Origin of the sequence: Cycloclasticus sp. (assembly GCA_040743155.1) — a bacterium.
In the GTDB taxonomy this organism is placed as follows: domain Bacteria; phylum Pseudomonadota; class Gammaproteobacteria; order Methylococcales; family Cycloclasticaceae; genus Cycloclasticus.
Genome location: JBFLJU010000001.1, coordinates 2,472,647 through 2,497,158, shown reverse-complemented (window position 1 = coordinate 2,497,158; position 24,512 = coordinate 2,472,647). Strand labels below are relative to the sequence as shown.

Here is a 24,512-nt window from a genome sequence, read left to right as displayed (position 1 = left end):
GTTTAACTAAACTTTCTTGTATATTTGCGCACCTTTGTTTTTAAACTCGTCGGCTTTTTCTGACAGGCCTTTAGTAACAACGTCCTGTTCATTCATGCCTTCTTTAGCTGCATAATCTCGCACATCTTGGCTAATTTTCATTGAACAAAAATGTGGCCCACACATTGAACAAAAGTGAGCCACTTTAGCTGAGTCTTTTGGTAATGTTTCATCGTGATATTCACGTGCGCGGTCTGGGTCTAGTCCTAAATTGAACTGATCTTCCCAGCGAAACTCAAAACGTGCTTTTGACAATGCATTATCACGAATTTGCGCACCCGGATGACCTTTGGCTAAATCCGCGGCATGCGCTGCGATTTTATACGTAATTATGCCAACCCGTACGTCTTCCTTATTCGGTAAGCCCAAATGTTCTTTTGGAGTCACGTAACAAAGCATCGCACAACCATACCAGCCAATCATCGCCGCACCGATACCGGAGGTGATGTGGTCATAACCCGGTGCAATATCTGTGGTCAGTGGGCCAAGCGTATAGAACGGCGCTTCGTCACAGCACTCTAGCTGTTTATCCATGTTCTCTTTAATCATTTGCATCGGCACGTGGCCAGGGCCTTCGATCATGGTTTGCACATCGTGCTTCCAAGCAATTTTGGTCAATTCACCAAGCGTTTCTAATTCGCCAAATTGCGCTTCGTCATTCGCATCGGCCAATGAACCCGGACGCAAACCATCACCCAACGAGAAGGATACATCGTAGGCCTTCATAATCTCGCAAATATCTTCAAAGTGTGTGTAGAGAAAGTTTTCTTTATGGTGCGCTAAACACCACTTCGCCATAATTGAACCGCCACGAGAAACAATGCCCGTCACACGCTTAGCGGTCATCGGTACATAACGCAAAAGAACACCGGCATGAATCGTAAAGTAATCCACCCCTTGCTCTGCTTGTTCAATCAAGGTATCGCGGAAAATTTCCCACGTTAAGTCTTCAGCCTTGCCGTTTACTTTTTCTAGTGCTTGATAAATTGGCACCGTACCAATGGGTACCGGTGAATTCCGTAAAATCCACTCACGTGTTTCGTGAATATTTTTACCCGTCGATAAATCCATAATGGTATCGGCACCCCAACGGATACCCCAAACCATTTTGTCTACTTCTTCTTCAATTGACGAAGTAACGGCTGAATTACCTAAATTACCGTTAATTTTAACTAAGAAGTTACGCCCAATAATCATTGGCTCAACTTCTGGATGGTTGATATTTGCAGGAATAATCGCTCTGCCACGGGCAATTTCTTCACGCACAAATTCTGCGGTAATTTCTTCTGGAATGCTGGCACCGAATGATTCACCGGGGTGCTGCTGCGCATTAATCTCAGATCGCTTCATGTTTTCACGTATCGCGATATATTCCATTTCAGGCGTGATGATGCCTTTTTTCGCGTAGTGCATTTGACTAACATTTTCGCCCGCTTTTGCTCGTCTTGGCGATTGAATATGTTCAAACCTTAAACTGGCCAACTCAAGTGCATTTTGCCGCTGTTGCCCAAAGCTAGATGTTGGCCCGTCTAATAGCTCGGTATCATTCCTGTCTAAAATCCATGGCGTCCGCACGTTGGCCAAGCCTTTACGTAAATCAATGACCGCATCAGGGTCGGTATAAGCACCCGAACAATCATAGACGTACACGTCTGGGTTCTTTTCTGCGCCAAAGCTTGTAGGGGTATCGGACAAGGAGATTCTGCGCATCGGTACGTTTATATCGTCGCGAGAGCCTTTGATGTAAACCTTTTCAGAGTTGGGCAATGGCTCAATAGCGGCCGCTTGCATGGCTTCGGTTTTCTTCTGAAACTCTTCTGGGATTGCACTCATAATAACCTCGTGTTGATGCGCGTAATTGACTATTGAATAGTCGGCATCTTATCACACACTGTTATAATTAATTCTGAATAACAACCAGGCTTTTCTAAATGAAAAATATTTCAGCAGCTGAATTAAATGCGCTTCTTGAGGACTCGAAAACACCCCCTTTTCTCTTGGACGTAAGAGAACCCCACGAATTTGAATATTGTCATATTAACAATAGCCATTTGATCCCCATGCAAAGCATTCCAAGCCGCTTAGAGGAACTGCCTGAAGACACCCCTATTATCACCATCTGCCATCACGGTATGCGAAGCCAACAAGTCGCACAATTCTTAATGCAAAATGGCTTTAAAGATATTACTAACCTCAGCGGCGGCGTTCATGCGTGGGCTGCCAGCGTTGATAATGAGATGCCAACTTACTAAGTGGAGACTCTCCCCGACATATTAAGTGAGCATTTAGACGTTTTATCCATTGGCTTGAATCCCTCCCTTCCGTCGGTGGACGCTGGGTTTTACTTTGCTAACCCTCGCAATCGCTTTTGGACGGCACTTAATGACTGTGGCTTTTTTGACAGCGAATTAAAACCCAGCCTTGAGAGTTGCCATCGTTTACACAGCCAATATCGCATTGGTTTCAGCGACCTTGTTAAACGTCCGACAGCAGGTTGCAAAGACCTAAAAGCCGCCGACTATCGCGCTGGTAGCGCACGCTTGCAGAACCTTATCGACAGCATACGACCTCGCATGGTTTGGTTTCACGGTAAATTAACCTGCCAAAAACACCTGCAATACAGCGCCGATAAAAGCCGACCTAGTCAATGGGGTTTGCAAAGCTGGAGCATTAATAGTTGCCCCGTTTACGTAACGCCCAACCCAAGCCCTGCAAATGCTGCTTTTTCATTATCCGTTATCACCGATAGTTACAAAGACTTGTTTCAGCAATTAGCAAAACAACCGCCGTGTTAACCGTTATTCAACGCGTCTCACACGCTAACGTTACTGTCGACAACATTATTATTGGGGAGATTAAACAAGGCATCATGGCCTTGCTGGCGATCGAAAAAGGCGACGGCGAAACAGAGGTAAAACAGTTAATTGATCGGATATTAAATTATCGAATATTTGCCGACTCCGATGACAAAATGAACTTGAACATTCGACAGGTAGGCGGCGGCTTATTACTCATTCCACAGTTCACCTTAGCCGCCGACACCAAAAAGGGCGCTCGCCCAAGCTTCACCCCAGCCGCAGCACCGAGTATATCTAAGCCTTTATTTGAATTCGCCGTGCAGTACGCAAAGCAACAATATGACAAGGTATCCTGTGGTGAGTTTGGCGCGGATATGCAGGTTTCTTTATGCAATGACGGCCCCGTTACATTCACACTAAAAACGAACAAATGTAAGCTTTAAGCTCACCTATTTGTCAGCTACATGCTAAAGTCATTGCATAAAATTAAGCCTTCAAGCAGCCATGAATCCATCTAAAAAATTATTACTAAGTGCCATTCTTTGTCTATACCCACTACTAAATTTCGCTCAACCTGTCGATTTAGTCAGCGCTTACAAACTAGCGCTAGAAAACGATGCAGACCTTCATGCCGCCTATAACCAGTTACTCGCATCAAAAGAAGCAAACCCGCAAGCATTAGCTGATTTACTGCCAAGTATTAATCTATCAGCCATATCGAATGACGTGCGCCAAGAAAGTGAAAGCAGTTTTTCCGGTGGCGGTAAAAGTACCAGCCAGTTTCGTGATGAAAGCTTTTCTGTCTCGCTGAAGCAGCCGTTATTCAATTGGGCTCACTTTACTCGTTACAAACAGGCTAATGAACGCGTTTCTAAAGCCGAGGTGGCGTACCAGCACGCCGAACAAGCACTTATTCTCCGGTTAACCGAGCGTTACTTAGACACGCTACGGGCTGAAGTAAACTTAAACTTAGCAAACGATGACGTTAACGCCTTTACACGCCAGCTTGAGCAGGCAACAGTACGTTTTGACGTCGGCCTTATCGCTATCACCGATGTCCACGATGCCCAAGCTCGATACGACTTATCGGTTGCAACCCAAATTGCCGCACAAGACCTCCTGTATTCAGCAAAAGAGGCGTTACGCGAAATCATTCAAACGGACGAATTAACGCTCGCCCCCTTGGCAGCCTCTTTTCCCTTGTCGACACCTGAACCAAATAACATTAATACTTGGGAAACATCTGCCGCTGAAAACAACCTCTCCCTTGAAATGGCAAGATATGATATCGACATTGCTAAAAAAGAAATTAACATTAACCGCTCTGCACACTACCCTACCATTGATATAGTCGCCTCTCACCGATACAGCGAAACTGGCGGCGGAAGCTTTGGCACAGGGTTTAGAAACGAATCAGACAGGCTCGGGCTAGAATTAAATATGGCGTTATTTGCTGGCGGCAAAACACTGTCTTTAACAAGACAAGCGGCCTTTAAGCATAAGCAATCAATCGATGTTTTACAGTCATTACAGCGCACAACGTTAAGAGAAACACGCGACGCATTTAGAGGCGTAACAACAAACTTGCAGAGAATTCACGCCTTAGAGCAAGCCATTATTTCAAATAAGAGTTCGCTAGACGCTAACGAGGTAGGCTTGGAGGTTGGCACCCGCACTATCGTGGACGTGCTTGATGCTCAGAGCAATTTATCGCGGGCAAAGTTTCAACTAATCGCCGCAAAAAGAAATTACATTCTTAGTATTCTAACGCTGAAAAATACCGCCGGATCACTGTCTGCAAGCGACCTTGAAACAGTCAATCAATGGCTTCAACATTAGTACTCATCGACTCACTTAACCACCTCTTCAGGCCAAAACCAGCAGTCTAAACCTCGCTCGTTTTGAACCTAGCAGCATTAATCACGCCGATTATTTGCTATCAAGCAAGCTGATATCTTCAGCTGCCCATTTTTTAATGGCTAAAATAACAAAAAAACCCAGTAACACAAAACCACTCGCCATATACAAAGACGCATCATAATTACCGGTCGAACCCGCTAAGTAGCCCGCTATCGTCGGTGCAATAATTTGTGGCACCCCATAACTCATTGTTAGCATGCCCATCAGCTTAGCCGGCTTCGTCGGGTAAAATCTACCGGCCATCGTTAAAACAATGCTAACGATTCCAACAAAGGTAAAGCCGTATAAGCCCGCGCTAAGCAGGGCGAACAACAACGTATCACTTAAGGCAGGCAACACAATCCCTAGCGAGTGGATTAAATATGCCAGTAATAATGCGTTTAAGATCCCCGTTTTTCTAGACACCAAGTCCCAGATAATGCAGGCAGGGGTAGCGCAAAGGCCTAAGATAAGAAACGTCATTTCGCCTTGCCCTTGCAATGCTGGCTGGCTCTCGACGATGGCAACAATATAGGTGGCGCTGATAACAAAACCAAATCCCGCACAAAAATACACCACCAACATTAACCTTAGAAAGAGCTTACTCGGTGGCTTATCATCAAGCACCTGTCCCGCCTTCGTTACACCGCTTGGGTCAGGCGGAGGTAGCCAGCGCCATGCCGGAATGGCAAGCCCAGCACCAACAACCGCGAGCAACATCCACTGTTCCGACCAGCTTAATTGATTCGTCCATTCAAGCAGTAGCGCCACCAAAACAATGCCTAAGCCTATGCCACTAAAGTGAACACCCATTTCACTTCGATGATGGTGCCTGATCAACCAGTTCAACATGAGGCCCGCACCGATCAATAAGCCTGCAGCGGAGCTAAACCCCGCAACAAAGCGTGAAACAGCCCACAGCCAAGGGTTATCAGATAAGCCCATCATTAGCGTTGTTATAATGGCGAGAATTAATCCCGTTCGATAGATTCGATCCTTGATGAGCAAGTTGCCGACCAGTGTCGCTGTTAAAGCGCCTAGCATATAACCGGCATAATTTATTGTCGCCAACCAGCCTGCCAACACCTTTGTTAGCCCGACTTGCTCGAACATCGCCGGTATCATTGGGGTGTAGGAAAAACGGGCTATACTCATTGTTAGTATTAAACAAAAAACACCCGAAGCGAGCACTTTTAGGCGGCTATTATCGTGCGCCATCTAGAGTACTTATAATGCGCTCTGCCACTTTATTCACCGCGCCTTTATTTTGTTCTACGAACTCGCGGCCCGCACTTCCCATCTGGTCTCGTTTCTCTGAGTGCTCTAGCAAACCAATCACCCTTGACGCCAACGCCGCTGCATCGTCTACTTGAAATGCCGCTTGCATTGATAGCAATCGCTCACTGATTTCTGTGAAATTATGCACGAATGGGCCAAAAATAACGGGCACCGATAGCGCCGCGGCTTCAAGCATATTATGCCCACCCGTGGGCACCAAACTACCACCAATAAAGGCAACGTCGACCGTTGCATAATACAACTTCAATTCCCCTAACGTATCCAGCAAAAACACATCGCTATTCACTCGCGCAGATTTTTGCTCACTTCGGCGCGTTATCGTCCAGCCCCTTTTTTCACATAACTTTGCAACCGTATTAAAGCGTTCGGGATGTCTAGGCACTAACACCAATAGCGTATTAGGCAGTTGCTTTTTTACCTGAGAAAAAGCCTCTAATACTTTTTCATCCTCGCCCTCGTGTGTACTCGCAGCAATCCAACTCGGTCGCTGTTGAAACCAGTCTCGTCGAATCACTTCTGCGTGCTCAAGCAAATGAGCAGGCATCTCTATATCAAACTTAATATTGCCCGGCACTGTAATGCTGTTTGTATCTAGCCCCAAGCGGGTAAAGCGTTCTGACGAGGCGTCGGTTTGCGCACAAACGTGCGTAATATCGGCCAATGTTTGCGTCATAAACGAGCCCAAACGAGCGTATCCTTTTGCAGATTTCTCAGAAAGCCGCGCGTTAACTATAATTGTCGGCACGCCATTTCGCTTGGCCTGATGGAGCATATTCGGCCAAATTTCCGTTTCTAAGATAATCGCTATTAACGGTTTAAAGCAGCGATAAAAACGCCGCATCGCATCTGGCATATCGTAGGGTAAATATACGTGGTGTACGCGATGACCTAAAAATGCCTTCACCCGCGCAGAACCGGTCGGTGTTGTTGTGGTCACCAAAATGGGCTTTTCTGGAAACCTTTTCGCAATCGCATCAATTAGTGGGAAGGCTGCTTCTGCCTCACCGACTGAAACCGTATGGAACCAAATGACGCCTTTCGGCTGAGCTTTTCCATACCAACCAAAACGCTCACCCCAACGACTTAAATACGCTGGCGCTTTGCGCCCACGCATCAGCAATCGCAGAATAAAAAATGGCGATAAGAAATACAGTAAGGCCGAGTACGCCAGTCGCATCGGACTAACTAGCGTTTAACCATTCCATATAACACTTCACACCTTCGTCCACGGTTTTAAAGGCATGGTCACAGCCCGCAGCGCGAAGTGCCGTTAAGTCTGCTTCTGTAAAACTCTGGTAATGCCCAACTAAATGCTCTGGAAATGGAATATAGCTTAAATGCCCCTTTTGGTGATAATCAAGAACACCGTTCGCCACGTCATTAAAGGGCTGGCTTTTACCCGTGCCACAGTTAAATATGCCGGACACTCTTGGGTTATCTAAAAACCATAAATTCACGTCAACCACGTCACCCACATAAACAAAATCGCGCACTTGCTCACCATCACCATAGCCATCACAACCCGCAAAGAGCTTTATTTCACCAGCATCGAGCAGCTGGTTGTTCAAGTGAAATGCCACACTCGCCATGCTACCTTTGTGCTGTTCACGCGGCCCATAGACATTAAAATAACGCAGCCCGACCACTTGGCTCTTTACCTCTTGATGGTTTTTTGCTTCTTGCGCGCGCACATATTGATCAAACAGGAATTTTGAATAGCCGTAAACATTCAGCGGCTCTTCGTTCGCCAAATCTTCCTTAAAAACGCTTCCCCCGCCATACACTGATGCGCTTGATGCGTAGATAAAAGGCACCCTTTTTTCTTGGCAAAAGTGGAAAATAGTTTTCGAATACTCATAATTATTTTCCATCATAAACTGGCCATCCCACTCGGTCGTGGAAGAGCAAGCCCCTTCATGAAAAATGGCCTCGATCGTTACATCATCAAAATCACCACCTAGCACGCTATCTAAAAAATCGTCCTTATCCATATAATCGGCAATACGCCCATCAACGATGTTTTTAAATTTCGTTCCGTCCTCAAGGTCATCGACCACCAAAATATTGTCGATTCCTCTGTCATTTAAACCTTGCACAATATTGCTGCCAATAAAGCCCGCACCGCCTGTTACGATTATCATTTTCGTTTACCTTTTATCGCTACTATCGCGTATATTTTTAATCAAATTGGTTGTTGAACAGCCATCCACATAGTCAAGCACGTAGGTTGAACCGCCCGCCTTCGCAACGCAATCATGCCCTTCAATGTCTTCAATGCATTTATAGTCGCCACCTTTCACCAATATATCAGGCAGGATTCGACAAATATGCTCGCGCGGCGAGTCTTCTGCAAAGGCGCAAACCCAATCCACACAGGCCAGTGCCGATAGCATTTCTGCCCGGGTTTCTAAATTATTGATCGGCCGTTCTGGGCCTTTAAGCCTACTCACGGACGCGTCATCGTTCACAAGAATAACAAGCCTGTCGCCGAGGTTTTTTGCTTGCTGCAAATAGCGTACGTGGCCTGGGTGCAAAATATCAAAGCAACCATTTGTTAAGACAATTTTTTCGCCATTAACCCGCGCCGTGCTAATCGCCGTCGCCAAATCATCCGCGCTGACAAACCCACGCGGCATCTCCTCTAGCGTATGCAACGTCGCTTTCAACTCTTGCTGAGTTATCGTTGCTGTGCCCAGTTTTGCCACAACTAAACCGGCGGCTTGATTCGCCAATACCGTCGCTTCGGTAAAACTTGAACCGGCCGCCAAACATGCTGCTAAGGTTGAAATGACGGTATCACCCGCACCGGTCACATCAAACACTTCTTGTGCCTGAGTTGGTAAGTGAATGGGTTCCTGTTCTGGCTGAAGCAAGGTCATGCCTTTTTCACCACGGGTCACTAAAAGCGCCTCTAGTTGCAGTTCTTCTAATAAAGCGGAGCCACGGCTAACAACATCGTCATCACTATGGCACTCACCCACAACTGCTTGAAACTCGCTCCAATTTGGCGTGATCAGTGTCGCTCCCTGATACTTCTTAAAATCCATTCCTTTCGGGTCGACCAGTACTTTTTTACCCGCCAATTTAGCGACTGAAATAAGCTGCTGCACCGACGCCAGTGTGCCTTTGTCATAATCAGATAAGACCACCACTTCATGCGACGGTAACGCCTGCTTAAAATCTTGCAGTAGTTTCTCCACAGGGAGGTCATGAAAGCTGTCTTCAAAATCTAAACGAATTAATTGCTGATGTCGGCTAAGAACACGAAGTTTAGTGATCGTCGGCTGCCCCGTTAATTGCTCAAATCGACAATTCACATTGGCCTGTTCTAACTGGCTTTTTAACACACCAGCCGCCTCATCATTACCGGTATAACCCAAGACAGTAACGGTTGAATCTAGAGCGGCGATATTGAGTGCAACATTACCCGCCCCACCCGGACAATCCTCAGTGTCTTTTATGTGAACAACCGGCACCGGCGCTTCAGGTGAAATACGCGACGTATCCCCTTGCCAGTTTCTATCCAGTATCAAGTCGCCAACGACCAAGACGGATGCTCGGCTAAAATCGGGTAGTTTCATCTTTGAGTTCTTAATTAAATGATCTGTTGGCCATCATATCACGCAGCAAGCGAAGCAGAAAAAGCCTACCGTAAATTAGTAGATAATTTATAATCCATAAAAATAATGACGAGGACATGACGTTGAGCATTAAAATCTATCACAACCCACGTTGCAGTAAATCGCGCCAAACGCTAAAGTTGCTTGAAGAAAGGGGCGTACAAATGGACATTATTGAGTACCTAAAAGAGGCACCCAGTAAAACCGAACTTGAGTCCGTCTTAGAGCTACTCAATATGGAGCCTCGTGAGCTAATGCGCAAAGGTGAGACGGTTTACAAGGAGCTTGACCTGAAAAATGAGAGCCTAAGCAGCGCTCAACTCATTACTGCAATGCTAGAAAACCCTATTCTAATAGAACGCCCTATCGTGTTGGCCAACGGCAAAGCGGCCATTGGTCGTCCACCAGAAAGCGTTCTGGATATTCTATAAATGAGCGTAGAAGTTCTGGTTTTATTTTATAGTCGCCACGGCGCTACCGCCGACATGGCAAGCCTTATTGCACGCGGCATAGAAAAAGTGGACGGTGTGCAGGCCAAGATTCGTACTGTGCCAGCCATTTCCAGCGTTTGCGAAGCAACACAAGATGACATTCCTAGCAGCGGTGCCTTATACGCCAGCTTAGATGATCTTAAACACTGTGACGGTCTAGTATTGGGTAGCCCAACCCGCTTTGGCAATATGGCCGCCCCACTGAAATACTTTCTTGATGGCACCAGCAACCTTTGGTTATCGGGTGCGCTTATCGGCAAACCGGCCGCGGTTTTCACTTCAACTAGTAGCCTGCACGGTGGACAAGAAACAACGCTCACCTCCATGATGCTACCGTTACTTCACCACGGCATGTTATTAGCCGGCTTACCGTATTCCGAAACAGCATTATTAGAAACCGCATCTGGAGGCACGCCATACGGCGCTAGTCATTTAGCCGGCGTCGATAATGCTCGAAAACTAGACGAACACGAGTCAACGCTTTGCATTGCTCTAGGAAAACGAGTGGCAACACTCGCTAAAAAACTCGCTTAACTATGAAACTACCTGGCAAAAAAGCCGCCTATTGGCTGCAATTATTAAGCTATCTTGGCTTAATTGGTTTTATTACTGCTTGGATTACCGTATTGGTTCCACCGCAGTCCTTCCCCATTGCTCTAGTCCTCATTGTTTGCGTAGTGCCGCTATTGCTACCCTTGATGGGCGTGTTACATGGGCGAGAAAAACCGGTAAATTGGGCCGCTTACCTCAGTTTACTGTACTTTATACACGGCACGATGGAAGCCTTCGCCGGCTCATCAACAAGGCTCTTAGGCATTATTGAAATCATTATCAGCTTGACCGTGTTCTTTAGTGCGTCACTGTATATTCGTCACGTCAGCAAACATTGATGCACCCGCAACTTCCGCTACCCTTCAAGTTACATGAAGACTTTAATTTTGGGAATTTTATTGCGACCGAAAACCAACTTATCGTTGATTCATTAAAAAACACCAACGAGCTTTTTGTTTTTCTTTGGGGCGCGACAGGCACAGGCAAAACTCATTTATTGCAATCTACTTGCCAACACCAAACTCAACTTGGTGGCACCGCCAGCTACCTACCATCAAAGGAACTGCTCACTACCTCACCTCAAATTCTAGAGGGCATGGCAAACGTCGGCGTAGTCTGTATCGATGATATTGACAGCCTTTATGGAAAAACCGATTGGGAAGAGGCACTGTTCAACATCTTCAACCAAATCAAACAAGCTGGCGGGCGGTTAATCGTCAGCTCAACCGCCTCACCTCAGCAGGCTCAAATAATACTGAACGACTTAAAAAGCCGCCTTAACAGCGGACTACCACTCAACCTCTTAACCTTGAGCGACGAAAGCACCTTGAAAGCGTTGCAAACACGTGCTCATAAGCTTGGTTTGGAGCTAAACAACGATACGGCAAATTATTTAATCACCCACTTTCCCCGTGATTTAGATACCTTATGGAGTCTGCTAAACCAATTAGACCAAGCTAGCCTTGCCGCTCAGCGAAAACTAACGATCCCCTTTTTGAAGGCAACTCTTTCAAGCCACATGTAAGCAACATGTGCGCGGTTAAGTTCGCGTTCAGCTTATGTAAATATGATACCGTCTTCATAATAAAAGGAGTTTTATATGCATCACCTACTAAAACGAACTATCTTCGTTACAGCTTTACTAAGCACACCGATTGTTAACGCTGGGTTTCTCGACTTTATTAAAGACATCGACGTAAACAAACTGGCGCTTCCAACGTCCACTCAATTACCTACAAACCTCAGCAGCACCGATGTTATTGCCGGACTTAAACAAGCACTTGAGAAAGGAACCAGTATTGCAGTTACAAACTTAAGTACTGACGGCGGCTTCTTAAATAGTGCCGATGTAAAAGTTCCCATCCCAAACAGCCTACAAGCCATTGCTTCTTCACTGAGGCTGCTTGGCCAAGGTAATTTGGTTGATAACTTCCAGACCACCCTCAACAGGGCAGCAGAACGAGCCGCGCCTGAAGCTGCAACTATCTTTTCCAACAGCATCCAACAAATGAGCATTGATGACGCTGCAAAAATCCTAAATGGCGCAGACGACGCAGCAACCGAATATTTTAAGCAGCATAACGCAGAGAAATTATTAGCAAAATTCCTGCCCATCGTAAAACAAGCAACCGATACATCCGGGGTTACATCAAGTTACAAATTATTAATTACCCACTCTGGCTCACTAGGTGACATGCTCGCCTCGCAATCACCTGATCTTGATACCTTCGTCGCACAAAAAGCAGTAGACGCCATGTTCATACGCATTGCAGAACAAGAAAAACTGATTCGTGAAAACCCAGCTGCGCGAACAACAGATTTATTAAAGAAGGTATTCACCCCTTAAACTTTACCTACATTAAAAAGAGATATTGAAATGGAAAATTTACTATCCGAAGACGCCCTCAAACAAATTCAAGAATTACTGACCGTTTATGGACTTAAAGTAATCGCTGCGCTCGCAATATTTATTATCGGTAAAATGGTAGCGAATATCGTTAGGTCCGGCATTACTAGGACAATGTCAAAGGGCAAATCTGACCCTATTCTAATTTCGTTTACCACGAATATAGTTTATGCCGCTCTACTCGCCTTCATTATCATTGCTGCTCTTGGCCAGCTGGGCATTCAAACCACTTCCTTCATCGCCATATTAGGTGCTGCAGGCCTTGCTATTGGCCTAGCACTTCAAGGCTCATTGTCCAATTTTGCGGCCGGCGTGTTAATGATCATCTTCCGCCCGTTCAAACAGGGCGATTTTATCGAAGGCGCTGGCGTTTCTGGCATCGTGGAAGAGGTTCACATATTTAATACCGTGCTACGTACTGGGGACAACAAAACCATCATCATCCCGAATGACGCCTTAATGGGCGGGAATATTGTTAATTATTCAAGCAAACCCACTCGCCGTATCGACCTAGTTATTGGCATCGGCTATGACGATGACATAAAAAAAGCCAAATCAATTTTAGATGAGCTCATGCAAAACGATGAGCGGATTCTAAAAGACCCTGCGCCCACTATTGGCTTGCTTGAACTAGCGGATAGTAGTGTGAATTTTGCCGTACGCCCGTGGGTCAACTCTGCCGATTACTGGGGTGTACACTTCGACTTGCTTGAAAGCATCAAACTGCGATTTGATGACGAAGGTATTAGCATCCCATACCCACAACAAGACATTCACTTGCACAGCGCAACTTGTGACAAACAATAGCAACCGAGCGATATTATTGCGGGCTTGATTTACTAGGCCCGTTTCGTTCTATTATTTGACACTCCTTTAACGTCAAGAATATATTGCTTTTTATTCCTAACAGCACTATCTTAAACGGTCAATTTTTTAACGCGCTTAGCGCATAACTTAACCACAAAAGGCTCAACTATCATGGCACATGAATTACCTGTTCTACCTTATGCAATTGACGCATTAGCACCACATATTTCTCAAGAAACTCTTGAATTTCATCACGGCAAACATCACGCAACATACGTCACTAAACTTAACGGCCTTATCCCTGGAACAGAGTTCGAAAACTCAAGCCTTGAAGATATCGTTAAAAACTCTTCTGGCCCTGTTTTCAACAATGCTGCGCAAATCTGGAACCACACGTTTTACTGGAATTGCTTAACACCTAACAGCACAGAAGCAACTGGCGATTTACTAGCCGCTATTAACGAAGCTTATGGCTCTGTTGACGCATTCAAAGCTGAATTCACAGACAAATCAATCAATTTATTTGGCGCTGGCTGGTGCTGGTTAGTTAAAAATGCTGACGGCAAACTTGAAATTGTTCAAACTAGCAATGCAGGTACGCCATTAACATCGGGACAAACTCCTTTACTAACTTGCGATGTTTGGGAACACGCTTATTACATCGATTGCCGCAACGCTCGTCCTGCTTACATGGACAAGTTTTGGGCTTTAGTGAACTGGGACTTTGTTGCACAAAACCTATAGTCACTGCTTATTACGATAAAAAAGGCGCCTTTCTAGGCGCCTTTTTTTATGTATTCGTATACAACTCGCTCTCTTTATATTGCTTATTAGCATGCCGCAGTAGTACCAATAAAACTGCCGCGACCGGTAACGCCAATAAAACACCCGTAAAACCAAACAATTGTCCGCCAGCCATCACCGAAAAAATAACAGCGACTGGGTGCAGCCCGATCTTATCGCCAACCAATATCGGCGTTAACACAACGCTTTCTAACATTTGGGCCACGCCAAACACTATTAGTATTGGCAATAAGCCACTGGCATCATGGAGCTGAAAAATAGATGCGGCGCAGGCCAAAACGACGCCGATAATTAGGCCTAAATACGGTACAAAGCTGACCAGCCCAATCAACAAACCAATCAACAAGGCGAACTCCAAACCCGCCAAAGAAAGCCCCGCATAATAAATAATCGCCAAACTTATCATCACCAGAACTTGTCCTTTAAAAAAGGCTCCTAAAACAGAATCAACTTCCTGCGTAATTGCCGTTAGCTTTCCTTCCATTCGACGAGGAAACGTATCATGTGTTTTTGCAACCATGGCATTCCAATCTCGCAGAAAATAAAACGTAACGACGGGGACCAATACAATATTAGCCAAGCCAGACAAAAGCGCCATCCCCGATGAGCTGATAGAGCCGAACACACTCGCTAAAACACTGCCGGCCCCACCGATATTTTCTTGTAATGTTTGCTGTAACTTATCACTATCAACTTGGCCAAACACACTTAAGCGCAGTTGCAACCAAGGCAAGGCTATTTCTTTAGCCCAACCAATAATGGCCGGTACTTTTTCTATTAACGCTGAGACTTGCTGCTCTATTAGCGGCAGCAGAATGATGACAACCGTCGTTAAGCTCGTAAAGATAATGGCAAAAACTAACGTCACCGCCAGAGTCCGGTGCCATTTATTTTTCTCTAGCCAATCCACAACTGGATTACCCAAGTAAGCCAAGAGCGCTGCACTTAAAAACGGCATCAAAATAGGCGACAGCAGGTAAATAACGCCTACCAAGGCAATAAAAATCAAACCGTATTTATTATTCTCGTTACCCATGCTAACCCTTAACTTTAATGTCCCAAGCCTTCAAACCCCAAACCCAAATATATTCTAAACCACTAATAGCGGTCGTTGCCGCAACCGAATACAGCACGAACTCTATCCAGTTTGCCGGTATATTAATAATGCCTTGGCTTGATATTAACATCACCAAATAAATGATTTGAAACGTGGTATTTAATTTACTGGAAAACGGTGGTGAGCCATGAAACTCTTCAAACATAAAATGGTATGCCAATGCGCCAAACGCAACAATTAAGTCACGCACCAAAATCAACACGAACAACCAAACAGGCACTAACCCAGTAAACACACAAACTAGAAAACAAGAGACGAGTAATAGCTTGTCAGCCAAAGGGTCAAGAAAAGACCCCAGCAGACTAGTCCAACCAAAGCGCTTAGCTAAAAAACCATCCAACGCATCTGATAGACCCGCAACAATAAATAGCACCAGCGCCATCTTATAGTTCTCACCTAGCAACAAATAAACAATTGGCACCACCAGAATTATCCTAATGCCACTAATCAAATTAGGTATATCCTTCCTGGTCATTTAGTTGGCTCGATAATAGAGCGTCGGCTCAGGCGGCTGACTAGGATTTACGTACATATCGAGCTGAACAGGCGTTACGCCCCTTGGGAAAAATTCTGGTATCAGCACTTCATTCAACGCAATAATATCTTTCAACACCGTTACATCACCCGATATCGTTAGTTCCAATGTAACCTTATTATCATTCAGCTGATTCCAAGCCAGTTTTTTCACCATATCAAGTGATGATAAATAACTCGTTACCTGAACAAATTGGGTTAAATCTTTCACACCGCTCACGTCCATCCTCAGCTGGCGGTCCAACATCGTTACGCCATAAGGCGCATAAATATCCGCCAAACTCTCGGATACTTGCGCAAAAGTCTGCTGCAAAATAATGGCCACATCGTTTGACTGTTCAAGCCCCACTTTTTGCCCTTCTTCGCTCATCAATGTCCAGTTAAGTCGCCAAGCCCCCTTGCTTTTTAAAAGCCGGCCAAACATCACTTGCTTAACGCTATAGCGTTGCGAAGCACGCCGTAACTGATCAGGAAAACCAGCCCACACATCGTTAAAACTTAAGGCCCTTTGGTCTGCCAAATCAAGCAAGGGCAAGGTCACCGCCAAACCTGCCTCCAATGCTTGTTGCTTAACCAGTTCAGCTACTTCTCCATCCAATTCAGTACTAGCAATATAACGCTGCTCAGCATCATCTACCGCAAGCCATAACAGTATATCCGGCCTATTGCCGCCCCAAACCGGCACGTCAAACTGTTGCAAGGTACGGTCTAAAGCGGCTTTTTGGAAACGAATAATCAGCCAATAGCCCGGCTCATCGTCTCTTTGTTTATATTGAAATTGTTCGACATATGAGCCTACATTAGACAATGCTGCCTGTAACGCGACATTACTCAGCGCACTGCGTCGGCCAGATACCTTTTGCACGACTTTATTCAATGCCAATCCAATCGCCGCACTACGCGTCGATTGCGTCTGGTCATCTACAGCCACTGACGCAGTGTATAAGCCTTCTAGCTGTACTGCATATAGCGGCAGCGATAATAGAAGCAACAAAAATCCAATCAAAAAACGTATCGTCACACTTGAACAACCTTTATTAACATAAGCCATAGCATAATATAGTTAGCCCTATTACTGCCAACAATTAACTCAACTGATATAATCCTCTTTTTTACAACCTAATAGAATTGATTTTGAGCGACTCGAAAAACGGCTTAAGCTATAAAGACGCTGGCGTAGATATTGATGCTGGCGCGCAACTCGTAGAACGGATTAAACCCATTGCAAAGCGAACTCAACGACCGGGTGTCATGTCTGGGCTTGGTGGCTTTGGTTCTTTATTTGAACTGCCTCTCGATCGCTATAAAAAACCTGTGCTTGTATCGGGCACTGATGGCGTTGGCACCAAGCTAAAATTAGCTATGATGCTCAACAAGCACGACACCATTGGCATTGATTTAGTGGCCATGTGCGTGAATGACATCATCGTCACCGGCGCAGAACCGCTGTTCTTTTTAGATTATTATGCAACTGGCAAACTGAACCTGGATGTCGCTAGCGATGTTATTTCCGGCATCGGTAAAGGCTGCGAATTAGCCGGTGCTGCCTTAGTTGGCGGTGAGACAGCCGAAATGCCTGGCATGTATGAAGGCGAAGATTACGACTTAGCTGGCTTCAGTGTTGGCATTGCAGAGAAAGACAACATTATCGACGGCTCAAGCGTTGCTGTTGGCGACGTCTTAATCGGACTCGCTTCATCTGGCGCACATTCGAACGGTTACTCTCTCATTCGGAAAGTCATTGAGCTTCAAGACAGCCTCGATCAAACCTTGGATAACAAACCATTAGCAGAGGTTTTACTCGAGCCTACTCGCATTTATGTGAAGTCGCTGCTTGAGTTGATCAGCAAACAGCCTATCCATGCACTGGCCCATATTACCGGCGGCGGCATCACCGAGAACCTACCTCGCGTATTACCAGACAACACCGTTGCCAATGTGACCTTAGGTAGCTGGCCAACGCTTGCCCTATTTGATTGGTTACAAGAAGAAGGCAATATTAGCGATGAGGAAATGCTTAAAACCTTTAACTGCGGCATCGGCATGGTGGTTTGTGTCGCAAAAGAAAATGTAGAGGCCGTCATGGCACAGCTAACCGAAAGCGGCGAGTCCGCGTATATCATCGGCGACATTGCTGAAGCGGATGGCGAGCCTAAGGTTCAATACCTATAACCCGTCATGCACTCCGATTACCGCATTATCGTCTTACTATCGGGTTCAGGAACCACTCTACAATCGATCATAGATACTGGCTTGCCCGCCACTATCAGTGCCGTCATTAGCAATAAAGCAGGCGTCATGGGCTTAGGCCGCGCTGAAGAAGCGGCCATTCCAACCCATGTCCTAGACCATACTGGCTACGCCTCACGCGAAGCTTTTGACCATGATTTACAAAAACTCATCGATCAATACGAGCCAGATTTGGTCGTTTTAGCTGGTTTTATGCGCATTCTTAGTGATAAGTTTGTCGATCATTATTATGGTAAGTTGATCAACATTCACCCTTCTCTACTGCCAAAATATAAAGGCATGCACACACACCAACGCGTGATGGATGATGGCGAACCTTTGCATGGCAGCAGTGTACATTTTGTTAATTCTGACCTAGACGGTGGCCCCGTTGTACTGCAAGCGCGCCTTCCCGTTTTACCCAGCGATAGCCCCGAGAGCCTTGAACTTCGCATTAAAACCAAAGAACACCTGATTTACCCAACAGCCATTAGCTGGCTCGCTGAGGGTCGGATCAAACTCAAAGACGATGACGTTTACATGGACGGTAAAAAAATGGCCGGCCCCGTAGTAATGGATTATATGTAAACCAGAAAAATGAATTTGTTGCTAAAAAAATTCGATCTTTGTCTTCTCTGCCTCTTCTTTGTTTTATCTTCCACTGGTGCTTTGGCGGTCAACCATTCAGTACCAATATTTAAGGCGGAATATAAACTCAGTCATAATAAAGTTGAAATTGGTCGAGTTTCGCTGTCTGTTACGCCCTTAGCGAATAATCAGTATCGGCTCAGCTCATCCACTCAAACCAGCGGCTTACTCGCCTTCGTTCGTGACGATGACGTACTTGAAACCAGCCTATTTGAACTAACCGAGGAACATATCAGGCCCTTATCTTATCAATATGCACAATCGCTGGGCGATGAGCAAAGAAATATAGGCTTACACTTTAACTGGCAAGAATTAACCTTAACTAATTCCTCAAAGGGACACGACTGGACCTTGCCTCTCACAAAAGGCGTGCTAGACAAGGCGCTAATGCAAGTCGCTTTAATGCTGGACTTAAACGACTCTGGGCAATCATTAAGCTATCAAATCGCAGACGGTGGAAGATTAAAAACATACACCTTCTCCCACCTAGGAAACGAAACAATCAAACTAGGGAAGACTTCTTATGACACCATTAAATTGGCCCGCAAAAAAGACGACAAACCACTAATAACTTATTATTGGTGCGCCAAAGACTTACATTACTTACCGGTACTTCTCCAACGCGAGAAAAAATACGGCACGTTTGAAATGCGCCTATTGACGGTCACATTTGAACATTAATCTAGCTGTAAACGATTAAGCCTTTGGCAGTGTGACGCCCGTTTGACCTTGATACTTACCGCCGCGGTCACCATACGAGGTCTCACAAATCTCATCTGCACCTAAAAATAAGATTTGCGCAACGCCTTCGTTAGCGTAAATTTTTGCCGGTAGCGGCGTCGTGTTTGAAAACTCCAACGTCACGTGCCCTTCCCATTCAGGCTCTAACGGGGTGACATTAACAATAATGCCGCAACGTGCATAGGTCGATTTTCCCAAACAAATAGTCAATACATCACGCGGAATTCGTAAGTACTCCACTGTTCTGGCCAAGGCAAAAGAGTTAGGCGGAATAATACAAACATCCGACTTAATATCTACAAAACTGTTTTCATCGAAGTTTTTAGGGTCAACGATCGCTGAGTTGATGTTCGTGAAAATTTTAAATTCATCAGAACAACGAATATCGTAACCATAACTCGACGTGCCGTAAGAAATCACTCGACCTTCATCCGAATTTCGAACTTGGTGTGATTCAAACGGCTCAATCATTTGTTTCTCTTGCGCCATACGACGAATCCAACTATCTGACTTAATACCCATTTCTAGACCCGATTAATTAATAACAATATTTGGAATTTTACTGCTAAAGTCTTTCGCCTTAACCGATAACGAAGCCGCTAGCTTTCTCGCCATCGTTCTATAAATGCCCGAAATTTGGCTCTCTGGGTCAGCAGCAACCGTCGGCTTACCACTGTCTGTGCTAGTGCGAATAGAAATATCTAACGGTAACGCACCTAAGAATTCCACACCGTATTCTTTTGCCATTGCCTCACCACCGCCTTGTCCAAAGATAGCCTCTTCGTGCTGACAGTTTGAGCAGATATGTAAACTCATATTCTCAATGATCCCAAGTACTGGGATATCCACCTTTTCAAACATTTTCAGCCCCTTCTTCGCATCAATCAAAGCGATATCTTGCGGCGTCGTAACAACCACCGAACCTGTCACGGGGACGGTCTGAGCTAAGGTCAAATGAATATCACCAGTACCCGGCGGCATATCAATGATCAAATAATCGAGATCATCCCAATTCGTATCATTCAACAACTGGCCTAAGGCTTGTGTCACCATAGGGCCACGCAAAATCATTGGGGTGTCTTCATCGACTAAAAAGCCGACCGACATAACCTGCAAGCCATGCCCTTCCATCGGTTGAATGGTTCTACCATCTGGTGAACTAGGGCGACCGGAAACACCTAGCATAGTGGGCTGGCTTGGCCCGTAAATGTCAGCATCAAGAATACCAACGCGCGCCCCTTCAGCAAGGAGCGCCAAGGCCAAGTTAACAGATGTCGTTGACTTACCTACGCCACCTTTGCCTGAGGCAACTGCAACCATATTTTTCACGCCAACCATCGGTTTAATACCTTTTTGAACAGCATGAGGCTTAATCAGCCAACTGATTGTTACATCGGCACTTTTAACACCTTCAAGTTGCTGCAAATGAGCACTGATATCGGCTTCTAATTGGTTTTTAATGCCCGCTGCTGGGTAACCAAGAACTACTTCCACTCTGAGCTCACCATTGACTAGCGTTAAGTTTTTTAACGCCTTATTAGGCAAAATACTGTTACCCGTTAGTGGGTCTATGAACTCTTTTAGATGCTGCTCTATGTCTGTTACTGACAACTCACTCATTTTTGCTCCAATTAGTCACGCAATAAAACGCTCCATTCTATACGTTTTTCAGCTATTTTGCAGACTTTAGACGCTGGCTAAAACAGCTGACTGGAATTAAGCGGTCATAAACTTTTTACCCCCTGACTGAAAAATGGTTAACACCCATGCAGTTAACTTTAGTAATATCAGCTTTCAAGATTGCACGTACTCAAACCTCACTTTAAGAATAAGGACATCATGGATATTATCAAAAAAAGCATTTTTACTGCACTCGCCGCCACTTTTCTAGTATCACTCAGCGCCTGCGCTCCAGAAGTTGGCAGCGAAGCTTGGTGTACCGATATGAAGGCAAAAGATAAAGCAGACTGGACTTCAAATCAAACGGCTGATTTCGCCAAGAATTGCATTTTTAAATAACTATTTAAGCCCAAGCTCATCAGTCTATGGTTGGTATAAAAACCGACCATCGACTTAAATTTCTGCACCCGAATGCCCCACTAACAACCCCGCTTTAACAACACGCCCTCCTATAACGATGATTTTATGGGACAATAGCGCCAAACAATTCAACCCTTAAACGTAAACTTAAATAACGACTCACCGTTTTGTGTTTAGGTATCCGTATTTATAGCCATAACTTATGTCAACAGAAATTAGAAAAATCCTTGTTACCAGCGCCTTGCCTTACGCCAACGGCCCCATTCATATTGGTCATTTAGTTGAATACATCCAAACCGATATTTGGGTGCGCTTCCAAAAGCAGCGCGGCCACAGCTGCCATTACGTTTGCGCTGATGATGCTCACGGCACGCCCATTATGCTTAGAGCACAACAAGAAGGCATCACACCGGAGCAACTGATTGCCGACACATGGACGCAACATAACGCTGATTTTGCTGACTTTAACGTATCATTCGATAACTTTTACAGCACCCATTCAGATGAAACGCGCCAATACGCCGAGCTCATCTACAACCGTCTTCATGAACAAGGGCACATTGATAGCCGCACCATCACGCAGGCGTATGACCCCGTTAAAAACATGTTTTTGCCGGATCGATTCATTAAAGGTGAATGCCCAAAATGTGGCGCCGCCGATCAATACGGCGATAATTGCGAAGTTTGTAGCGCAACCTATTCGCCTACAGACCTAATCAATGCAGTATCGGCTGTTTCTGGCGAAAAACCTATCGATAAAGACTCCGAGCATTACTTTTTCAAACTGGCTGACTTTGAAGCCATGCTGAAAGAGTGGACCCATTCTGGCCACTTACAAGAACAAGTTGCGAACAAATTAAACGAATGGTTTGAAAGCGGGCTACAAGATTGGGATATCTCTCGTGATGCGCCCTACTTTGGTTTTGAAATACCTAATGCACCGGGCAAATTCTTCTATGTTTGGCTGGATGCGCCCGTCGGCTATATGGGCAGCTTCAAAAATTTATGCGATAAAACTGACTTAGACTTTGATGAATATTGGGGCAAAGACAGCAATACTGAGCTGTATCACTTCATCGGCAAGGATATTGTTTATTTCCATGCGCTATTTTGGCCGGCCATGTTAACCGGCGCTGGCTTTAGAACACCGACGGCCATTTTTTCACACGGGTTTTTAACCGTTAATGGCGAAAAAATGTCTAAGTCACGCGGCACATTTATCAAGGCTCGCACCTATTTAGATCACCTAAACCCTGAGTATTTGCGTTATTACTTTGCCGCTAAACTCTCTAGCCGCGTAGAAGATATCGACCTGAGCTTTGAAGACTTCAGCCAACGTGTGAATACCGACTTGGTCAACAAAGTCGTTAATATTGCCAGTCGCTGTAGCGGCTTTATCAAAAAACGATTTGACGGAAAACTCTCTGCACAGTGCGCCGAACCCGAGCTATTCCAAACATTCGTTGATGCTAGCGACAATATCGCCGAGCACTACGAAACACGCGAATACGGCAAGGCCATGCGCGCCATCTCAGCACTGGCTGACAAAGCTAATCAATATATTGATGACAAACAACCGTGGGTCGTTGCTAAACAGGACGGCGCAGATGAACAGTTGCATGCTATTTGTAGCGTAGGCATTAACCTTTTCTATGTGATCGCCAGCTACTTAAAACCGGTTGTTCCGGAGATGGTGGGTAAAGCAGAGACATTCCTCAATGTAGCTAGCCTTAGCTGGCCAGAGCAGTTATCGCCGCTAACCGATCACAGCATCAATAAATTCAAACCCTTAATGACTCGCGTTGACCCAGACAAGTTAGCCGCCTTAATTGAAGCGTCTAAAGAAAGTTTAGAAAAAACACCCGCGCCCAAAAAAGCTAAAAAAATCGCTAAAGAAACAACCGAGAAAAGCGACATGATTGAATTTGATGACTTTGCTAAAATCGACCTCCGTGTGGCTCTGATTGAAAAAGCTGAGCACGTTGAAGAAGCGGATAAACTATTGCGCCTAACGCTTAGCCTTGGCGACGAAAAACGGCAAGTACTCGCGGGTATAAAGTCCGCCTATTCGCCAGAAGATCTTGAAGGCAGGCTCACCGTGATGGTTGCCAACCTCAAGCCCCGAAAAATGCGTTTTGGCGTATCCGAAGGCATGGTACTAGCCGCCGGACCAGGCGGTGGCGATATTTGGTTATTGTCGCCCGATGACGGCGCAACAGCAGGTATGCGGATTAAGTAATAATAGGCCCGCCTTTATCGGATATTGAGCATTTTATAGAAAAAGCCTATAATTCCTTTATTGAATAAAGAGTTAACTTTATATTCTTAATCGATATATGAGATTGGCGTGAACTTATATCACCTAAGCTATTAAGGCTATACTAGCCAAAAAACATCAGTGACCCTATGTCTGAATACCTACTCATCTTAGTTAGCACCATACTGGTTAACAACTTTGTATTGGTGAAATTTCTCGGCTTGTGCCCTTTTATGGGCGTTTCAAACAAGCTAGAAACCGCTATGGGCATGGGTTTAGCAACAACCTTCGTATTAACACTTGCATCCGTTTGCAGCTATTTAGCCAACCAATATTTACTGGAACCGCTGGGCTTAGAATACCTACGCACAATCACCTTTATTGTTGTGATAGCGGTGGTGGTGCAAATGACCGAAGCGATCGTACATAAAACCAGTCCTTTGCTCTATCAAGTATTGGGCATTTACCTACCGCTAATTACCACTAATTGCGCGGTGCTCGGTGTTGCGCTATTGAGCGTGCAAGAAGACCATGGCTTTATAGAGTCTGCTTTGTATGGTTTCGGTGCTGCCATCGGCTTCTCATTAGTATTGGTTCTTTTTTCCACTATACGCGAGCGCATTACCGTATCCGATGTCCCCGAACCCTTTAGGGGCAATGCTATTGCACTAATTACCGCGGGCCTAATGTCGGTTGCTTTTATGGGCTTTTCTGGCTTGGTGAAATTCTAA

At 45.3% G+C, this 24,512-nt stretch carries 27 protein-coding genes; 17 read left to right on the top strand and 10 right to left on the bottom strand.

Translation table 11 applies throughout. The features are described 5' to 3' along the window. Positions 1-6 precede the first annotated feature (6 nt). Positions 7-1,830: a phosphomethylpyrimidine synthase ThiC gene (gene thiC / locus AB1Y31_11970; GenBank protein MEW4983896.1), complete on the bottom strand. Its 1,824-nt coding sequence runs from the start codon at positions 1,828-1,830 to the stop codon at positions 7-9. Between the two features lie 140 nt (positions 1,831-1,970). On the opposite strand from thiC, the gene AB1Y31_11965 reads away from it, so the two are divergent. The 4 genes from AB1Y31_11965 to AB1Y31_11950 all read left to right on the top strand — a co-directional run bounded on the left by AB1Y31_11965 (position 1,971) and on the right by AB1Y31_11950 (position 4,676). Beyond that, positions 1,971-2,291, top strand: a complete 321-nt coding sequence (locus AB1Y31_11965; protein MEW4983895.1) for a rhodanese-like domain-containing protein — start codon at positions 1,971-1,973, stop codon at positions 2,289-2,291. Beyond that, positions 2,292-2,834, top strand: a complete 543-nt coding sequence (locus AB1Y31_11960) for a mismatch-specific DNA-glycosylase (protein MEW4983894.1) — start codon at positions 2,292-2,294, stop codon at positions 2,832-2,834. Further along, positions 2,828-3,280 carry a D-aminoacyl-tRNA deacylase gene (dtd, locus tag AB1Y31_11955; protein MEW4983893.1) on the top strand — a complete coding sequence of 151 codons (453 nt, stop codon included), beginning with the start codon at positions 2,828-2,830 and terminating at the stop codon, positions 3,278-3,280. Before AB1Y31_11960 ends, dtd begins: the two co-directional genes overlap by 7 nt. 61 nt (positions 3,281-3,341) lie before the next feature. Next, entirely contained in the window at positions 3,342-4,676 is a 1,335-nt protein-coding gene (locus AB1Y31_11950; GenBank protein MEW4983892.1) for a TolC family outer membrane protein, read from the top strand. Positions 4,677-4,766: 90 nt separating this feature from the next. Here the strand turns inward: AB1Y31_11950 and AB1Y31_11945 are convergent, their stop codons facing one another. From AB1Y31_11945 to hldE, 4 genes are read right to left on the bottom strand one after another with little or no spacing between them, the layout of a single operon-like run. Next, entirely contained in the window at positions 4,767-5,954 is a 1,188-nt protein-coding gene (locus AB1Y31_11945; protein ID MEW4983891.1) for a YbfB/YjiJ family MFS transporter, read from the bottom strand. Next, on the bottom strand, positions 5,941-7,212 hold the full coding sequence (waaA, locus tag AB1Y31_11940; GenBank protein MEW4983890.1) for a lipid IV(A) 3-deoxy-D-manno-octulosonic acid transferase: 1,272 nt from the start codon (positions 7,210-7,212) through the stop codon (positions 5,941-5,943). Before waaA ends, AB1Y31_11945 begins: the two co-directional genes overlap by 14 nt. A gap of 4 nt (positions 7,213-7,216) precedes the next feature. After that, a complete protein-coding gene (rfaD, locus tag AB1Y31_11935) occupies positions 7,217-8,176 on the bottom strand; it encodes an ADP-glyceromanno-heptose 6-epimerase (protein ID MEW4983889.1) in 960 nt (319 codons plus the stop codon). A gap of 6 nt (positions 8,177-8,182) precedes the next feature. Beyond that, the gene (hldE, locus tag AB1Y31_11930; GenBank protein ID MEW4983888.1) at positions 8,183-9,616 is read right to left on the bottom strand and encodes a bifunctional D-glycero-beta-D-manno-heptose-7-phosphate kinase/D-glycero-beta-D-manno-heptose 1-phosphate adenylyltransferase HldE; all 1,434 of its coding nucleotides are present in this window, start codon (positions 9,614-9,616) and stop codon (positions 8,183-8,185) included. A gap of 116 nt (positions 9,617-9,732) precedes the next feature. On the opposite strand from hldE, the gene arsC reads away from it, so the two are divergent. From arsC to AB1Y31_11895, 7 genes are all read left to right on the top strand, one after another. Beyond that, complete coding sequence (gene arsC, locus AB1Y31_11925; GenBank protein ID MEW4983887.1) at positions 9,733-10,086, top strand: arsenate reductase (glutaredoxin); 354 nt, start codon at positions 9,733-9,735, stop codon at positions 10,084-10,086. After that, positions 10,087-10,680, top strand: a complete 594-nt coding sequence (gene wrbA / locus AB1Y31_11920) for an NAD(P)H:quinone oxidoreductase (protein ID MEW4983886.1) — start codon at positions 10,087-10,089, stop codon at positions 10,678-10,680. Between the two features lie 2 nt (positions 10,681-10,682). Next, the gene (locus AB1Y31_11915; protein ID MEW4983885.1) at positions 10,683-11,036 is read left to right on the top strand and encodes a DUF2069 domain-containing protein; all 354 of its coding nucleotides are present in this window, start codon (positions 10,683-10,685) and stop codon (positions 11,034-11,036) included. Further along, the gene (gene hda / locus AB1Y31_11910; protein ID MEW4983884.1) at positions 11,036-11,722 is read left to right on the top strand and encodes a DnaA regulatory inactivator Hda; all 687 of its coding nucleotides are present in this window, start codon (positions 11,036-11,038) and stop codon (positions 11,720-11,722) included. Before AB1Y31_11915 ends, hda begins: the two co-directional genes overlap by 1 nt. A gap of 75 nt (positions 11,723-11,797) precedes the next feature. Beyond that, entirely contained in the window at positions 11,798-12,544 is a 747-nt protein-coding gene (locus tag AB1Y31_11905; protein MEW4983883.1) for a DUF4197 domain-containing protein, read from the top strand. 30 nt (positions 12,545-12,574) lie between these two features. After that, positions 12,575-13,411: a mechanosensitive ion channel domain-containing protein gene (locus tag AB1Y31_11900; protein MEW4983882.1), complete on the top strand. Its 837-nt coding sequence runs from the start codon at positions 12,575-12,577 to the stop codon at positions 13,409-13,411. A 171-nt stretch (positions 13,412-13,582) separates the two neighbouring features. Further along, complete coding sequence (locus tag AB1Y31_11895; protein ID MEW4983881.1) at positions 13,583-14,155, top strand: Fe-Mn family superoxide dismutase; 573 nt, start codon at positions 13,583-13,585, stop codon at positions 14,153-14,155. Between the two features lie 46 nt (positions 14,156-14,201). Here the strand turns inward: AB1Y31_11895 and AB1Y31_11890 are convergent, their stop codons facing one another. From AB1Y31_11890 to AB1Y31_11880, 3 genes are read right to left on the bottom strand one after another with little or no spacing between them, the layout of a single operon-like run. Continuing rightward, positions 14,202-15,251: an AI-2E family transporter gene (locus tag AB1Y31_11890; protein MEW4983880.1), complete on the bottom strand. Its 1,050-nt coding sequence runs from the start codon at positions 15,249-15,251 to the stop codon at positions 14,202-14,204. A 1-nt stretch (position 15,252) separates the two neighbouring features. After that, entirely contained in the window at positions 15,253-15,807 is a 555-nt protein-coding gene (locus AB1Y31_11885; protein MEW4983879.1) for a CDP-alcohol phosphatidyltransferase family protein, read from the bottom strand. After that, positions 15,808-16,887 carry a DUF2066 domain-containing protein gene (locus AB1Y31_11880; protein ID MEW4983878.1) on the bottom strand — a complete coding sequence of 360 codons (1,080 nt, stop codon included), beginning with the start codon at positions 16,885-16,887 and terminating at the stop codon, positions 15,808-15,810. 113 nt (positions 16,888-17,000) lie between these two features. Here AB1Y31_11880 and purM point away from each other — a divergent pair, with 113 nt between their 5' ends. The 3 genes from purM to AB1Y31_11865 are packed head-to-tail and all read left to right on the top strand — an operon-like array spanning position 17,001 to position 19,424. Next, the gene (gene purM / locus AB1Y31_11875; protein MEW4983877.1) at positions 17,001-18,038 is read left to right on the top strand and encodes a phosphoribosylformylglycinamidine cyclo-ligase; all 1,038 of its coding nucleotides are present in this window, start codon (positions 17,001-17,003) and stop codon (positions 18,036-18,038) included. A gap of 6 nt (positions 18,039-18,044) precedes the next feature. Beyond that, positions 18,045-18,683 (top strand): phosphoribosylglycinamide formyltransferase, encoded by a 639-nt coding sequence (purN, locus tag AB1Y31_11870; GenBank protein MEW4983876.1) that lies wholly within the window; start codon positions 18,045-18,047, stop codon positions 18,681-18,683. A gap of 9 nt (positions 18,684-18,692) precedes the next feature. Further along, entirely contained in the window at positions 18,693-19,424 is a 732-nt protein-coding gene (locus AB1Y31_11865) for a DUF3108 domain-containing protein (GenBank protein MEW4983875.1), read from the top strand. A gap of 15 nt (positions 19,425-19,439) precedes the next feature. Here AB1Y31_11865 and dcd read toward each other — a convergent pair whose 3' ends face one another. Together dcd and apbC are read right to left on the bottom strand one after the other, a co-directional pair. Next, positions 19,440-20,006 (bottom strand): dCTP deaminase, encoded by a 567-nt coding sequence (dcd, locus tag AB1Y31_11860; protein MEW4983874.1) that lies wholly within the window; start codon positions 20,004-20,006, stop codon positions 19,440-19,442. A 12-nt stretch (positions 20,007-20,018) separates the two neighbouring features. Beyond that, a complete protein-coding gene (apbC, locus tag AB1Y31_11855) occupies positions 20,019-21,104 on the bottom strand; it encodes an iron-sulfur cluster carrier protein ApbC (protein MEW4983873.1) in 1,086 nt (361 codons plus the stop codon). 219 nt (positions 21,105-21,323) lie between these two features. Between apbC and AB1Y31_11850 the strand changes: the two genes are divergently transcribed. The 3 genes from AB1Y31_11850 to rsxA all read left to right on the top strand — a co-directional run bounded on the left by AB1Y31_11850 (position 21,324) and on the right by rsxA (position 24,512). Then, positions 21,324-21,503, top strand: coding sequence for a DUF3012 domain-containing protein (locus AB1Y31_11850; protein MEW4983872.1), 180 nt, complete (start codon positions 21,324-21,326; stop codon positions 21,501-21,503). Between the two features lie 223 nt (positions 21,504-21,726). Then, a complete protein-coding gene (metG, locus tag AB1Y31_11845; protein ID MEW4983871.1) occupies positions 21,727-23,763 on the top strand; it encodes a methionine--tRNA ligase in 2,037 nt (678 codons plus the stop codon). A 167-nt stretch (positions 23,764-23,930) separates the two neighbouring features. After that, complete coding sequence (gene rsxA, locus AB1Y31_11840) at positions 23,931-24,512, top strand: electron transport complex subunit RsxA (GenBank protein MEW4983870.1); 582 nt, start codon at positions 23,931-23,933, stop codon at positions 24,510-24,512.